At 66.0% G+C, this 13,130-nt stretch carries 16 protein-coding genes; 8 read left to right on the forward strand and 8 right to left on the reverse strand.

The annotated features are described in order from the left end of the window. Positions 1 to 180: 180 nt before the first annotated feature. Positions 181 to 1,422 carry an amidohydrolase gene (locus NFL01S_RS33065; RefSeq protein ID WP_062980269.1) on the reverse strand — a complete coding sequence of 414 codons (1,242 nt, stop codon included), beginning with the start codon at positions 1,420 to 1,422 and terminating at the stop codon, positions 181 to 183. Positions 1,423 to 1,743: 321 nt separating this feature from the next. Here NFL01S_RS33065 and NFL01S_RS33070 point away from each other — a divergent pair, with 321 nt between their 5' ends. Continuing rightward, positions 1,744 to 2,034 carry a hypothetical protein gene (locus tag NFL01S_RS33070; RefSeq protein WP_062980270.1) on the forward strand — a complete coding sequence of 97 codons (291 nt, stop codon included), beginning with the start codon at positions 1,744 to 1,746 and terminating at the stop codon, positions 2,032 to 2,034. A 22-nt stretch (positions 2,035 to 2,056) separates the two neighbouring features. On the opposite strand, the gene NFL01S_RS33075 is transcribed toward NFL01S_RS33070, so the two are convergent. The 3 genes from NFL01S_RS33075 to NFL01S_RS37405 all read right to left on the reverse strand — a co-directional run bounded on the left by NFL01S_RS33075 (position 2,057) and on the right by NFL01S_RS37405 (position 5,373). Next, the gene (locus tag NFL01S_RS33075) at positions 2,057 to 2,692 is read right to left on the reverse strand and encodes a recombinase family protein (RefSeq protein WP_371851880.1); all 636 of its coding nucleotides are present in this window, start codon (positions 2,690 to 2,692) and stop codon (positions 2,057 to 2,059) included. A gap of 177 nt (positions 2,693 to 2,869) precedes the next feature. Further along, entirely contained in the window at positions 2,870 to 4,858 is a 1,989-nt protein-coding gene (gene fxsT, locus NFL01S_RS33080; protein ID WP_062980272.1) for an FxSxx-COOH system tetratricopeptide repeat protein, read from the reverse strand. A 53-nt stretch (positions 4,859 to 4,911) separates the two neighbouring features. Continuing rightward, positions 4,912 to 5,373: a Het-E N-terminal domain-containing protein gene (locus tag NFL01S_RS37405; protein ID WP_062980273.1), complete on the reverse strand. Its 462-nt coding sequence runs from the start codon at positions 5,371 to 5,373 to the stop codon at positions 4,912 to 4,914. A 424-nt stretch (positions 5,374 to 5,797) separates the two neighbouring features. Here NFL01S_RS37405 and NFL01S_RS33090 point away from each other — a divergent pair, with 424 nt between their 5' ends. From NFL01S_RS33090 to NFL01S_RS33100, 4 genes are all read left to right on the forward strand, one after another. Continuing rightward, a complete protein-coding gene (locus tag NFL01S_RS33090; protein WP_157117262.1) occupies positions 5,798 to 6,034 on the forward strand; it encodes a hypothetical protein in 237 nt (78 codons plus the stop codon). Then, complete coding sequence (locus NFL01S_RS35990) at positions 6,034 to 6,468, forward strand: hypothetical protein (RefSeq protein ID WP_157117264.1); 435 nt, start codon at positions 6,034 to 6,036, stop codon at positions 6,466 to 6,468. Before NFL01S_RS33090 ends, NFL01S_RS35990 begins: the two co-directional genes overlap by 1 nt. An 816-nt stretch (positions 6,469 to 7,284) precedes the next feature. Beyond that, complete coding sequence (locus NFL01S_RS33095; RefSeq protein ID WP_157117266.1) at positions 7,285 to 7,668, forward strand: hypothetical protein; 384 nt, start codon at positions 7,285 to 7,287, stop codon at positions 7,666 to 7,668. 751 nt (positions 7,669 to 8,419) lie between these two features. Next, positions 8,420 to 9,157, forward strand: a complete 738-nt coding sequence (locus tag NFL01S_RS33100) for a DUF6796 family protein (protein WP_062980276.1) — start codon at positions 8,420 to 8,422, stop codon at positions 9,155 to 9,157. A 39-nt stretch (positions 9,158 to 9,196) separates the two neighbouring features. Here the strand turns inward: NFL01S_RS33100 and NFL01S_RS33105 are convergent, their stop codons facing one another. Next, positions 9,197 to 9,592 (reverse strand): ArsR/SmtB family transcription factor, encoded by a 396-nt coding sequence (locus NFL01S_RS33105; RefSeq protein WP_062980277.1) that lies wholly within the window; start codon positions 9,590 to 9,592, stop codon positions 9,197 to 9,199. A gap of 127 nt (positions 9,593 to 9,719) precedes the next feature. On the opposite strand from NFL01S_RS33105, the gene NFL01S_RS33110 reads away from it, so the two are divergent. After that, the gene (locus NFL01S_RS33110; RefSeq protein ID WP_062980278.1) at positions 9,720 to 10,337 is read left to right on the forward strand and encodes a methyltransferase family protein; all 618 of its coding nucleotides are present in this window, start codon (positions 9,720 to 9,722) and stop codon (positions 10,335 to 10,337) included. A gap of 73 nt (positions 10,338 to 10,410) precedes the next feature. On the opposite strand, the gene NFL01S_RS35995 is transcribed toward NFL01S_RS33110, so the two are convergent. The 3 genes from NFL01S_RS35995 to NFL01S_RS33120 all read right to left on the reverse strand — a co-directional run bounded on the left by NFL01S_RS35995 (position 10,411) and on the right by NFL01S_RS33120 (position 11,886). Next, the gene (locus NFL01S_RS35995; RefSeq protein WP_157117268.1) at positions 10,411 to 10,551 is read right to left on the reverse strand and encodes a hypothetical protein; all 141 of its coding nucleotides are present in this window, start codon (positions 10,549 to 10,551) and stop codon (positions 10,411 to 10,413) included. A 181-nt stretch (positions 10,552 to 10,732) separates the two neighbouring features. Continuing rightward, entirely contained in the window at positions 10,733 to 11,068 is a 336-nt protein-coding gene (locus NFL01S_RS33115) for an inositol monophosphatase family protein (protein ID WP_062980279.1), read from the reverse strand. Then, positions 11,065 to 11,886 (reverse strand): hypothetical protein, encoded by an 822-nt coding sequence (locus NFL01S_RS33120; RefSeq protein ID WP_062980280.1) that lies wholly within the window; start codon positions 11,884 to 11,886, stop codon positions 11,065 to 11,067. The genes NFL01S_RS33115 and NFL01S_RS33120 overlap by 4 nt, the downstream gene beginning before the upstream one ends. A 400-nt stretch (positions 11,887 to 12,286) precedes the next feature. On the opposite strand from NFL01S_RS33120, the gene NFL01S_RS33125 reads away from it, so the two are divergent. Together NFL01S_RS33125 and NFL01S_RS33130 are read left to right on the forward strand one after the other, a co-directional pair. Continuing rightward, positions 12,287 to 12,514 (forward strand): hypothetical protein, encoded by a 228-nt coding sequence (locus tag NFL01S_RS33125; protein WP_157117270.1) that lies wholly within the window; start codon positions 12,287 to 12,289, stop codon positions 12,512 to 12,514. A 128-nt stretch (positions 12,515 to 12,642) separates the two neighbouring features. Next, positions 12,643 to 13,125, forward strand: coding sequence for a hypothetical protein (locus tag NFL01S_RS33130; protein WP_062980282.1), 483 nt, complete (start codon positions 12,643 to 12,645; stop codon positions 13,123 to 13,125). Positions 13,126 to 13,130: the final 5 nt, after the last annotated feature.

Raw genomic sequence — 13,130 nt, forward strand, 5'->3', positions numbered from 1 at the left:
GCTCAACAACAAGATTCAGCCTGTCGGCTTAGCGTGACTTTTCTCCCGGATGAGCCTCAACCCCCTTGCAGCGGCTGGCCGACTGGTTCGCCGCCGGTATCGCGGCGCATCAGCTGACTGGCATATATGGCAGCCGGTGTGGACCACCGATCGGTCGCGGTGACCGGCTCGGCGCGGCTCTCAGGCCGTGGCGAGCCAGGTACGTGCGGCGGTGACCAGCGCCGTCACTCCGAGCGGGAGGGTCGGTTCGATCGCTGGGGCGTAGTGCGGCGAATGGTTGGACGGCACTCGCAGCAGGGCGGGATCGTTCAGGGCGCCGGTGGTGAAGAGGGACGGATCGCTACCGCCGAGCAGCCAGTAGGCCAGCGGCGCCCCCGCGCTCGTTGCCAGAATGCCCACATCCTCGCTTCCGGCGCCCGCGCCCGGATCGAGTACGTGGTCCTCGCCGAGCCGGGCGGCGAACGCGTCGAGTGTTCTGCGCAGGGCCGCGGGATCGTTGGATACCACCGGGAACCGTTCTGTCTCGGTGATCTCGGGTTCCTGCGGCGCGCCCGCGGTCGCGGCCATACCCCGGACGATACGAGTGACACCGTCCAGGATCGTCCGCCGGACTTGTTCGTCGTAGCTGCGGATATTGAGCTGGAGTTCGGCCTCACCCGGGATGACGTTGGCCGCGTCGCCGGTATGCAGTGACCCGATGGTGAGCACCGCTGTGGCGGTACTCGGGATCTCCCGAGAGATGACGGTCTGTAGCCGCAGCACGGTTTCCGCGGCCATCACGACCGGGTCGACCGACGATTGCGGCATCGACCCGTGCGCACCGCGTCCGATCAGACGTACCCGCAGCGAATCGGAGGCGGCGTAGGCGGGACCGGGATGCGCCGCGACGGTTCCGGCCGGCAGCGGGGACACATGCTGGCCCAGCACGATATCCGGGCGTGGGAAACGGTCGAAGAGGCCGTCGTCCACCATGGCCTGCGCTCCCGCACCGAGTTCTTCGGCCGGCTGGAACACCACGACCAGCGTTCCCCGCCAGCTGCCGGCATCGGCGGCCAGCGCGTCGACGGCGCCGAGCAGGCAGGTGATATGAAGATCGTGACCGCAGGCGTGGGCCACCGGGACGACCTTGCCGTCCGATGTCGCCGTTGCCGTGCTCGCGTAATCGAGGCCGGTTTCCTCGGCCACCGGCAGCGCGTCCATATCGGCGCGCAGGAGAACGGACGGCCCGGGCCCGTTGGCGAGGACGCCCACCACTCCCGTCCGGCCGACCCCCGTCGTCACCCGCAGGCCCCGCCGGTTCAGCCGATCGGCGATGATGCCCGCGGTCCGGTGTTCTTGGAAGCCGAGTTCCGGATGCCGGTGCAGATCCTGATACAAGCGGGTCAGCGTGGGATCGACCGGGACATTCTCATATGCACGCATAACTTCTCCCTCTGCGTTCTCATGGGGCCGGGAAGTTGGGGAGTGCGATGCCGGTCGCGGGGACCGGCGGGGTGGGCGGAGACCGCTGGTTCCGCCCGTTGTCCAGGGCATTCGGTCTGTTGCTGCCGTGCCGGTGGCCGGATTGGCCGCCACCGTGTGCTGTCCAGGCTATTCCGATTATTTCGACGATGAAGAGATCGTTGTACAGCCCGGTGCGGCCGATATGTAGCGACCGCGGTCAAGCCTCTGCCCGAAGGGCCCGGCGGTGGCGCTGCCCCAGGTCAGACGGTTGGTGCACCCCAGTTTCCTAGTCTCCGCCTCATGTCCAAGAACAACCGCAGTGGCGGGCGCGCCAGGGGTACCCGCCGGGCCGAACAGAAACCCAGCAGTTCGCCGACCTGGCAGGAGGTGGTGCTCGCGCTGGGTGCCCTCGGTATGAGCTTCGCGTTCATCGGGTTTCTGGTGGCCGGGGGGATGATCCGTTTATCCGACGCGGCTTGGGTGGCCGGTGCGGTGCTCGTACTGATTTTCGTGTTGGTGTTCCGCGGGTCCGTGCTGCGCCGCGGCCGCGCGGTGTTGATGGCGCTTTTCGGTCCCCAGGGGCCGGCATGACCAACAAGCTCGGCGCGGCCGTTCAGCCTTTCGCGGTCAGCTCTGGGATGTATTTGTACAGCGTGGTCCGCGAGACCCCCAGCAGCCGCGCGATCGAGGACACCGACTCGTCGGGTCGGGTGAGCAGTGCGCGGGCTTGCCGGATCTGCTCCTCGCTCATGGCCGGTGGCCGGCCGAGCCGCTGCCCGCGGGCCCGGGCCGCGGCAAGGCCTTCGTGGGTGCCGTCGACGATCAGCTCGCGGATGAATTCGGCCAGCGCGGCGAAGACATGGAACACCAGCCGGCCGCCGGGGGTGGTGGTGTCGAGCGCCTCGTGCAGGGACCGGAACCCGATCCCGCGGCGCCGAAGGTCGGCCACGATCGAGATCAGGTCCTGCAGGGAGCGGCCGAGCCGGTCGAGGGAGGCGACGACGAGGGTGTCGCCGGCGCGCATGTAGTCCAGGCACGCCGATAGCTGCTCCCGTTCGGCGTCCCGCCCGGATTTCTTGTCGGCGAAGGTCTTCTTGCATCCGGCCGCTTTCAGCGCCCGGGTCTGCCGATCCAGATTCTGGTCCCGGGTCGAAACGCGGGCATAGCCGATCAGCGCTCCGCCCCCGCCGATCGGGTCCAGGGCATCGCCATCGAGCGAGAGGGGTTCGAGCGCATCGGTATCCGTCACCCCCGAATCGTACATAAAAGGATGCCTTCGCGTTGTTGAACAGTTGGACTTTACGACGCGTTTTTTGGACAGTCACCGCTTCTGGTCGACCTGGGCGTTCGCGCGCCGGAGCCCGCTTTGGCTCGACTGTCCATAAAACGATCGTTTTATAGACAGGTCAATAGTTGGGTCCAGCGCTCAGGACCCCATCCCATCTGGAAGTGCAGATCTACGTGAAAGTATCCGCAACCGCGTGAGGTGCTCGTGGAAGAGCGCGATGTCGGGGTCGTCGCCACCGAGGACCCGCTCGGAGCCGGCGAGGGTTCTCTCGAACAACGGGATTGCTTCGGTGGTGCGGCCCGCCGAGGCGTAGGCGCTGGCGAGGTTGTTGCGAGAGGCCATGGTGTCGGGGTGGTCGGGGCCGAGGATCCGCTCTCGGCCGGTGAGAGCCTGCTCGAACAGCAGGATCGCTTCGGTGGTGCGGTCTACCGAGATATAGGCGCTGGCGAGGTTGTTGCGAGAGGCCATGGTGTCGGGGTGGTCGGGGCCGAGGATTCGTTCGGAGTCAGTGAGGGTGCGCTCGTAGAGTGGGATTGCTTCGGTGGTGCGGCCCGCCGAGTTGTAGGCGTAGGCGAGATTGCTGCGGGTGGTCAGGGTCTGGGGGTGGTCGGGGCCGAGGATCCGCTCGCAGTCGGCGAGGGTTTGTTCGAACAGCAGGATCGCTTCGTCCGTCCGGCCTGCATGTGTATAAGCAACAGCGAGGCTGCCGCGGCTGGCCAGGGTATTTGGATGGTCGCGGCCCAGAGCCCATTCATCATGGGCAACTACCCGGTATAAGTACGTGATCGCGAGCGTGGTCAGCCCTTGGTCGGTGATGAAGTCCGCGGTCCTATCAAGGATGCGCACAGTGACCGCGGTGTCGCTAGGGGTGTAGTAAGCGAGCACCGCTATATGAGGGAGCAGTCCCCGCCATGCGGGCCAGGTGGCGGGATCTCTGCCGTCGGGCAACGCGCTAAGCAAGGAGGCGGCAGCATAACGGTGAGCGCGATCGATCTCTTCGGAGCTGCGATGCGGATCGCTGGAGTCGGGGGTGCGGGCTATCGCTTGGATCAGCCGGTGGACTGACACGGTGGCGGTGGCAGGATCCGAGATGACCATGCTGTAGGCGGTAAGCACACCGAGTGCCCTGTCGAGAGTGAGCGGGTCCACCGCCAGCCCGTGAGCGAGTGCCAGAGGAATGGCATCGGAGCTGTACCAGGCCAAGATTCGGAGAAGGTCTGCAGCATCCGGTTGGGCGGCGGTGATGCGGTCAAGAGTCACGCGCCAGACACGCGCGACCGTGCGCTCGGCATCGGCACCGACGGCTACCTGGCTGTATACGGCGGCCGGGTAGTCAGCAAGCAACTGTAAGTACTTCCGTGGCGTTGTGAGTGGGTTCTGCGCCATGTACGCACCGGCTTGTTCGATGGCCAGAGGCAGGAACCCCAGCTCGGCACACAACTCGGCCGCCCCATCGCAATCGCGGGGGCCGGACGCGGTGAGGATGCCGGTGAGCAGAGCCAGCGCCTCCTGCGCATCGAGCACGTCCAGCCGTACGACCGCGGCGGCCGGCTGCCACCCGGAGGCCAGGCGGCTGGTGATCACGATGCGGCCGGTCCCGGCGCGGGCCAGGATCTCGGCGATATCGGCGGGGTCGGCGACGTTGTCGAGGATCAGCAACCATCCGGAGTGAGTGGCCAGCCATTGCAGGGCGCGGTCGGCCAGCTGTTCGACCTCCAGCGCTTGTGCCAGGGCGGGTTGCAGTGCGGCAGCGAATTTCGCCAACCCCTGCTCGACACCGGCGGCGGTGTCGGCGGTGATCCACCGCACCGGATTGTGACCGTGGGGCCGGGTCGCGGCCCAGTGCGCGACCAGGGTGGTCTTGCCGATCCCGCCCAGGCCGTGCACCGCCTGCACCACCACCTGGCCCGGAACCGACAACACGGCATCGAGCCGGTCGAGTTCGTGTGCGCGTCCGACGAACTTGGCGCCCGGCTTCACGGGCAGGTTGTCCAGCCCTGGCGGGGCGTCGACCTCGGCGATCGGCTGCCACGCCTCCTCCGGCAACTGCACCACCGGCCGAGACCGATCCCCCACCTCCATGAAGGTGACATCGCCATGGAACTGGTTCCCGGTCAACGAGATCATCGCGCCGCCGCCGCCGGCGGGGGCCGGGGCGGAAGGCGCGGGGGGATCGGGTGTCAGGGCCGCGCCGTACCGGGGTCCGGCGCCTCCGGAAAACCCGCGCGCACCCCGCTGATCTTCACCGTCCCCGCGATCTCACTACCGGTCACCCGCACACCGTCACCGGCGGAAGCGATATCGGAGATCTCCAGCACCGCGGCCACCAGTCCGGACACGTCCGCACCTACGACCTGCGGGTGATGCTGCTGCACCGCCTGCAGAACCGCGACCGCCGCCGCCCCCAACTCCGCATCACCGGCCGCGCCGGCATCATCGAGGTCCTCGGCCAGCGACGCCTGTTTCGACTCCGACTCCGGTTTGCGCTCGACCCCCGACACATCCACACCGCGGTAGTTACGCGAGATCAGGTCCTTCAACCCGAGGTAGGCGTCCTTCACCACCTGCGCCGCGGTATCACTCACCCCCGCCGCCGCCCCCGCCGCGATCGCCGAAACCACCACTGCCGTCACAGGATCCATCCCGCGATCTTCCCATCCACACCACCACCGGACACCGACAAACCAGCACAACGGCATGCGGCTATCGCGGCGCAGCCTCGGCAACCAACCACCATGCAGCGCACCCTCGGCGATGTCCAGGAAAAGGGCATTTCTGGACGGACACGAGCCCACTATGATCGCTGACCAGCGATGATCAGGGCCGCCAGTGTCCAATAACGCATCGTTTCTTGGACATAAAGTTATGGTACCTGCGTTACGAAACTAGGCCGGGTGATCGTGCGTATTGCCAGGTCATCGACTTTGCGATACTCTTCCCGCATTGGGCGCACGTGCGCCTACGAGCTCCAGCCAATGTGGTTGGAGCTCTTTTTCGTTCAGGCCTCCGGTGCTCCTGCCGGGGGCCTTTCGTCGTTTATGGAGGGTGTTCATCTTGGTTGATGTCATGTCCGTGGGATCCGGAGTTGGCGTGTGGACCGTGTTCTGGGTTCAGCTCCCGGCGCTCGTATTCGCGCTGGCCATCATCATTGTGGCGATCACTGCATTGCGGAAGGCTCGACCCGAGGATGTGCCTCAGGTGTTCGAGGCGTTCGCTGTCGCGTTCGGACGCCAGCGTCTGCGGCGTACGACTCGACAGCGAAAACTGGGTGTCGCGCAGGCGCGGAATAAGGAGCGGAACTGATGGGTGGGCGGGCGACTCGGCGTGATTACATTGGTGATTCTGTAGCGAAGCAGTCGCTTCCTGACGATCTCGCCGCCGCGTTGGCAGCCTCCATGCACAGCTCAGACGTCTATCTTGTCCGGGCCTTCCTTTCTGAACTGGAGGCTGATGCGCCCCGGGAGCGCATCCTGAGACTTTTGGAGACCCGGTTATCGCGCGTCCGGGAGAACGTGGATTACCGCGATGGTCTGGCGGCGTACCTCGGCGATGGAGACTCGGTGCGGGAAGAGGCGGGCCGCTGTCGTGGGTGTGGCCGCGAACTCGACCTGGCCCAGGAACCCCAAGTCGGCAGGCCCCGAAACCATTGCCGCGACATAAACCGCAGTAACAGATGCCGACAGCTGGCCTACCGCAACCGGAAGAGAGAAGCAGAACGCATGCAGGCCAAGCGCTGATCGCGGGCAGATATCCGCTCTCGACAGGCTCAGAGACGCTTCCGGCCCGGTAGCACGGTCAGTGCGCTGGGGCTGTCACGAGGACGATTCAGGTCCAGGAAACATGAAAAATGTTAACAAGTTATCATGTTAGCGTTCTTCGTTTGTTGACAGAGAACGCGGATTCTCGGTCTTGCTTGACATTGAACAAGCAGTTCAGAGCTTCGAGATCGAGACTGTGACACCGGTGCCCGACCCTGAAGTGGGCCGGGCACCGTGCATCCTGTGAACCCCTAGCTTGTCCGGCGGCGGGTCACAAGAGGTGGAGGGCTAGGTCGGCGATAACTGTGATCAATGGCCTAGCTTCTCCGTTTTCGGCGAGGTAGACCACCAGGCGGTGGATGGTCAACGCCGTGTTTACTGCGGTGAAGAGCCGTCGAAACGTCTCTCCTTGGTTTCCGCCCTCCCGGGGTGGGGGAGGCGGAGTGCTTGGGTTCGTCCCCAAGGCGGTGTCCTTTTCTCTTCTGGGGGTGGACCCGCCGGCACGCCGACGGGGAGCGCACGACGAAGTCCGTCGAGCGTTTCCCGTCTTCGCGTCGAAGACCCACCTCCCGGATCCGAGGACGCGTGGTGGAGGCGAAAACTCAAGCAGCGCAAGTGTAGCGACCCTCTTCGACAGGACTTGTGCCCGTTTCACCATCCCACCGAGAGCCCGCCTCCATTCGAGCTGGTGGGACAACAATTCGCAGTTACCCGATGCCCATCTCGGTGTCGCTGCCGGCGGCTACAGTGCTGCGATATCCGACTACCGTGCTCGTTCGAGGTATGGAGACGTGTATGCGAGGGCTTCTGTCTGTAGCGCGCGCGATGGTCTGCGCCGCCGCTGTCACCGTGATGATTCAGCCCGCGGCCGGTCACGCCGAGCCGCCGGGGATCCCGGACGCCGACGCGGCCCGCACCCTGCTGGACGGGCTCGCGGTCGCCGAGGAAGGCTCTGCCAGTGGGTATTCCCGGGAGGAGTTCCCGCACTGGAACACCATCTCCGGGGAATGCACGACCCGCGAGACCGTGCTGCAGCGCGACGGCACCGATGTGGTGGTCGATGCGGAATGCCGCGCCACGGCCGGCACCTGGTACTCGTCCTACGACGACCAGACCGTGACCGCTGCCTCCGATATCGATATCGATCACGTTTTATCTGCGCCCGCGTCGGGAGTGTGACCGATCATCACTGGTCGTGCTGTCGGCAGCATAGCGGCGACAGAAGAGCGAAACAATTTGGCGCGCTGCTGGGTATGTGTAGCTGACGGGTCTAGTTGGGGATTGAAGGGCATCCGAGAGAGGGCATGCTAAGCAGGCGGGCTGAACCATGTTGTTGAGCTGGCGGTTTCATGTCGGCGTGGTTGATGCGGGTGGCCCTGGTAACCGGCGTTTCGGTGTGTCGTCTCGGGTGGAAGCGGGTCGGTGAGGTGGATCGGCTGCGTAGGGGGTGTTCCGGCCGGTGTCGAAAGGATGCTCGCGGCGTTGGAGCGGGCCGATATGAGGCGATGCGACAACGTCAGTGGATGCTGCCTCCCATCTGTTAGCGGTCAGGCAGCCCCGGGGTCGGTTTCAGGCGCCCCGAACAACTATCCGCCGCATGTGCTCGATCTTCCTCCAGGGAGTCCGAGGTAGATTGTTTACACTGTGCCACGACGCCTTTCGGGTCGTCCGAGGTTTTGCGTGTACGGGGTGGTTGTGGTTATGGTCGTGGGTAGCGAAGGGGAGTAGCTTCCCGGGCGGGTGATTCACCGGTCCGGGCGGGCGGTCGACACACTGGCACCGGGTCACCCCGGGCCCGGCCGTCCACCGGGCACCACGATCGTGCGCGGCGAGCGAGACCTTCGGCCCGAAAAGACCATGCGTCGGCCGAAGCTTCCCTGTTGTGCGGGTTCTTTGTCCGGCTCGTGACCGGACGAGGAGTGAACCGAATATGAACCGACGCATTATCGTGCGCGCGACCGGTATCGCAGGAGTCGTGGCAGCCGCCGCATACGCCGTCAGCGATGTACTGTTACTCGGCCGCCATGCCGACCCTCGACAACACCCCGCCCTCCGAGGGCTGGAACAGGTCGACAAACCCCTGATGCCACTGCTGGCGATGGTTCCGGCCCCGACGCGCCAACTCGCTACGGGTGCCCTGCTCGGGGTGTACGCCACACCGCTCTACCTCGCCGCCGCATGGCACATCCACCAGGGCCTGGCCCCGGCCGGCCCCCGCCGCGCGCTACCGCCCGCCCTGCTCCTGGCCGGCGGACTGGCCTGGACATCGTTCGCCCACGGCTCGTTCTTCCACATCGGACGGACCTACCAAGACCTCGAAGCTCTCGACGGCGACCCCCACACCCGGCAGCGACTACTCGACACAGCCAAGGCATTCGAACAGGCCACCGTCAGCGCCTACATCCCACTCGGTGCGGCAACCACAGCGGCGTCCGCGCTCATACTCGACACCATCCGGCGCGGCGATACCGCCTACCCACGCTGGTCGGCGCCCCTCATCGCGCCACTGATACCGATCACCGCAGCCACTGCTCTCACCGCAACCAACATCCTGCCCGGCCGAGCCCGCTACGCCCTACAAGGCGCGGGCGTCAACCTCGGAACCCTGGTCAGCCTCACGACCAGCACCATTCTCCTGTGGCGCAACCGCAAAGCGGGGACCGCCTGAGCGAGCGCGGGTCGTCGTGACCGCAGCCGCACGCATCGCTCATCCCCGCACCTGCGCGTTCTCCGCGGCCGGGATGGCGGTGGAATCGGTACCGTAGTTCGGGCACAACGCCACCGCGTTCCCGGTCGCCGCCAACAAGGTCTCGGCGGAGGCCAGCAGATCCATCAGCTCGGGGCGGGCCAGGCTGTAGAAGACCTGCCGGCCCTGCGGGCGCCCGACGACCAAGCCGCAGTCACGCAGGCACGCCACGTGCGCCGACACCGTCGACTGCGCCAGTCCGAGGCCGGCCATCAGATCCGCCACCCGCGCCTCACCGGCGGCCAGCCGATGAACGATTGCCAACCGCGTGCCGTCGGAGAGGCTGTGGAACAACGCCACCGCCGGATCCAGGCCTTCAGCACCGGCCAGGCACCGGTCACCACTATTAATCGCCATACACCGATGATAGCGTTAAATATAGATCAATCGTTTCGGTGATCATATCGAGGAGGGTGATACCAATGGTGGATGGACACGAAGCGGTCGCCGGGCGGGCCGGTGTGGGCGGGCGGGGTGAGCGGTGATGGCTCTCGCCGCGCTCGCAGTGTTTGCGGTGTTCGCGCTGGTGGCCGGCGGGGCGCGGGTGCTGATCCAGCGCCGCCGCACCGGCGACACCGGCATCCGGCAGTTCCGTCCGAGACCGGGATCGGTGCAGTGGTGGGCACACTGGGGATTCGTCACCGGCGGCCTGATCACCGGACTGGCCGCACCACTGGCCGACCTTGCCGGGCTGGCACCGATCCCGCTGGCCGACCGGCCCGCCGTCACGGCCGCGGGTGTGGTTCTGGCTGTGGCGGGGGTGGCGGCGACCTTCGCCGCGCAGCTGGCGATGGGCGCCTCCTGGCGCATCGGCGTCGACGATACCGAACGCACCGGTCTGGTCACCACCGGCGTGTTCGCCTACGTGCGCAACCCGATCTTCGCCGCCATGCTCGCCACCTTCGCCGGACTGGCGCTGATGGTGCCCAATCTCGTCGCGGCGGTCGGCTATGTGCTGCTGCTGGCCGGTGTGCAGGCCCAGATCCGGGCGGTCGAGGAACCTTATCTTCAGCATATTCACGGCCGCGCCTACGCCGACTACACCGCCCGGGTGGGCCGGTTCGTGCCCGGCGTGGGACGGCAGCGACAGTTCCAGCAGTGACCACATCGGTCCCGAAGCCTCCTACCGTCGGCCACTGGTGGATAAATGCCACCGGTGGCCGACGGAAAGCGACTCAGTCCGGTTCGTAGCGGGCCAGGCGGCGCCGGAGTTCTAGGTTTTCTCCGTGCGCGGCTTCGAGTGCTTTGCGTAGCTCGGCGGTGTGTTTTCGGTGGTCCCGCCGTTCGTCCTCGAGCTTGCGGGTCAGTGCGCGCACTGCCGAGGACGTTGATGCGGTGGGTTCCTCGCTGGGTGGGCGCCGTTGGTTGCCGGGGGCGGATTTGGCGCGGTGGCGCTCGATTTTGGGGTCGGGGAGCAGCGGCCGGAAATCCGGCGGTAAGGAGTTATGGCGGATAGCGGCGCACTTCTGTGGTAACTGCTTAGCGTGACTTTTCTCGTCAATGTTCCCGGACCCCTGCAACCATCACCGCGTATTCCCGGCGTCCCGCTACGAAATTCGAAGTCCCATCGATAGGGTCTACTACCCAGCAGGACTGCGCACTTAATGCCGAAAGGCACGATGGATCTTCAGCGGCCGATTCCTCGCCAACCACTGGGATATCGAGGACCTTTAGCAATCCTCGTGAGATCAGCTGCTCGGCTTCTCGGTCAGCCACAGTGACCAAATCGCTCGGCGCCTTCTCTTGGATCTGCGAGCTATCCAACCGACGAAACCGGGGCCGGATCGCAATCTCGGCGGCATCTACCAGGATTTGCGCGACCTCATCGATCACGGCCGTGAGTCCTCGTTGCTATTTTGCGTCGATGCGGACCAGGCGGTGAGCACCGACACCGGCCAGTAGTTGCGCCCGAGGAACCGCGACGGCTGCGGGAACGGGTTCGACTTCGGCTTCCCGCGCACCAGGTAGCTCGTGATGGTCTTCGCGGGCAGACCGGTGATCGCGGTGGCCCCGGCGATATCGGCCCACATGTCCCCGTCGAGCACTGGCAGACCCCACAGCTGCCCACCGGCCAACGGCTGCCCCGCGGCCTGTTCGGCGCGCAACGCCGCGGCGCGAGCGTCGGCGGCCACGGTCTCGGGAGAATGCTCGGTGCCCATGGCCGCGACCGTAGCAGTTGCAGGACTGCCCAAAGCCGTACGCGGACGCACCGGGCTATCGCCCACCGGCCGCGCCCACCGCGACGCCATCGTCGGCCGCACTTCCGCCGGCGGCCGGGCCAGACCGAGCCCCCACCACACCAACCGGGTCGTCTCGGCATAAGTCCGGCACTCCCGATCAGCCCGGAGCACTGCACGCGTCTCCGGCGCCACCGCGGCCGCAAACGCCTCGACCCGGGACCGGGACACCCGCGCCAGTGGTTCGTCCTGCTCGTGCAGGGGCCGCACGATGCGCAGCCCGGTACTACCGAACCGGTACATCGCACCGCGCCAGCCCGGCCGGTGCATCAACACCAGATCATCGATCGACCCGGAGCCGCTGGCGCTCCACAGGAACCCATCGACCCCGGAAAGTGCGTCGGCGATCTGCCAGCCGCCCACCGCCGCCAGCGCCAGGCGCTCATCGTCGGTCAGCGTCGCAGTGGTCGGCATGACTCCCCCGATTCGTCGGCAGTTCTACAACTGCCAACAGTCTAGCAGTTCTAGAACTACCGATGTCTACCTGTCACTTTTCCGTCGATAGACGAAGTTAACGGCCAGAATGCAAGAGATTTGTCCTGCGCGAAGTACGCCCGCGGCAGCTCGCTCATCGGTTGGTCGTCGACGGGGCGGCGCTACTCCTGGTCGCCGCCGGCGGAGCAAATCGGGAGTGCGGAGGCAGGTTGAGCGGTGCCCGGCAGGAAACACCAGATCGATTCGCCCTACCGCCGGATTCCGTGCCGCTGCTCCTCACCCCCGGATTCAGCCACCAGGAGGACCCAACCGACTCTGGTGTCAGTTGTCGGATCTAGCCTTCGGCAAGTTCGGTTGGTTCGGCACAGAGGAGGCGAGCATGGCCCAGGAGACGAGATACCGTTCGATCACGGTCAAAACCGAGGACGGCCAGGTCCGAAAATTCACCGGCGAGGACGTTCGGCTCGGCACGCTCGCCGCGACAGGCACGCACTATGTGCGCATGGGTGACGAGGTGCTCTGGACCCAGCGCGTCGAGAACGGCTGGAAAGAGGGAGTCGAGCTCACCCTGGAGCCCTTCGAATCGGAGGGATCCAAGCAGGACTGAACCGGCCCTTCCGCCATCCTGACCGCCGGTAAGACCCACTTATCGGCGGTCAGAAATCGCACGAATGCTCGGTAAGTTTTCTTGTCGAAACCGTCAAGAAAACTGGTCGCGTCAAGTAAACTTGTCTCATGACGTTCTACGAACTCACCGACCGCGAAGGCCTGCCCGCCGGCACCGATATCGCCGCGATCCTCGCCGACCCGACCATCTCGTATCGCACCCTGTTCGCGATCCTGACCACCTACCGCTACACCCGACTGAACCGGGAGACCCTGGCCAAGCTCGACGCCGGGAAGGTGCTCCAGGACGACCCGGAGCGCACGGAACTCGCCCGCGAGTCCTTCCGTGCCGGGATCGCCGCGCACGCCACCGTCACCCCGACTCAGGCCCTGGAGGCCAACCGGAAACTGGTCGACTACATGACCGGCACCCGCTGGCAGCTCATGCAGGAGGCTCGGGAGGCGGGCGAGTCCTGGACCACCATCGGCGCCGCACTCGATATGACCAAGCAGGGCGCCCTGGACTGGTACAAGCGCAAGATCGGCGAGCAGGAGAAATACCTTCCGCAGTTCCACGATGCCGAGCGGGCCCGCGCCGTCGTCGACGAATAGGCAGG

Source organism: Nocardia flavorosea NBRC 108225 (genome assembly GCF_001613385.1).
Lineage (GTDB): Bacteria > Actinomycetota > Actinomycetes > Mycobacteriales > Mycobacteriaceae > Nocardia > Nocardia flavorosea.

Bases quoted from the DNA above. Each gene is read 5' to 3' on its own strand.
- NFL01S_RS33065 (WP_062980269.1), bottom strand. From the start codon at position 1,422: ATGCGTGCATATGAGAATGTCCCGGTCGATCCCACGCTGACCCGCTTG.
- NFL01S_RS33070 (WP_062980270.1), top strand. From the start codon at position 1,744: ATGTCCAAGAACAACCGCAGTGGCGGGCGCGCCAGGGGTACCCGCCGG.
- fxsT (WP_062980272.1), bottom strand. From the start codon at position 4,858: ATGATCTCGTTGACCGGGAACCAGTTCCATGGCGATGTCACCTTCATG.
- NFL01S_RS37405 (WP_062980273.1), bottom strand. From the start codon at position 5,373: ATGGATCCTGTGACGGCAGTGGTGGTTTCGGCGATCGCGGCGGGGGCG.
- NFL01S_RS33090 (WP_157117262.1), top strand. From the start codon at position 5,798: ATGTCCGTGGGATCCGGAGTTGGCGTGTGGACCGTGTTCTGGGTTCAG.
- NFL01S_RS35990 (WP_157117264.1), top strand. From the start codon at position 6,034: ATGGGTGGGCGGGCGACTCGGCGTGATTACATTGGTGATTCTGTAGCG.
- NFL01S_RS33095 (WP_157117266.1), top strand. From the start codon at position 7,285: ATGCGAGGGCTTCTGTCTGTAGCGCGCGCGATGGTCTGCGCCGCCGCT.
- NFL01S_RS33100 (WP_062980276.1), top strand. From the start codon at position 8,420: ATGAACCGACGCATTATCGTGCGCGCGACCGGTATCGCAGGAGTCGTG.
- NFL01S_RS33105 (WP_062980277.1), bottom strand. From the start codon at position 9,592: ATGGCGATTAATAGTGGTGACCGGTGCCTGGCCGGTGCTGAAGGCCTG.
- NFL01S_RS33110 (WP_062980278.1), top strand. From the start codon at position 9,720: ATGGCTCTCGCCGCGCTCGCAGTGTTTGCGGTGTTCGCGCTGGTGGCC.
- NFL01S_RS33120 (WP_062980280.1), bottom strand. From the start codon at position 11,886: ATGCCGACCACTGCGACGCTGACCGACGATGAGCGCCTGGCGCTGGCG.
- NFL01S_RS33125 (WP_157117270.1), top strand. From the start codon at position 12,287: ATGGCCCAGGAGACGAGATACCGTTCGATCACGGTCAAAACCGAGGAC.
- NFL01S_RS33130 (WP_062980282.1), top strand. From the start codon at position 12,643: ATGACGTTCTACGAACTCACCGACCGCGAAGGCCTGCCCGCCGGCACC.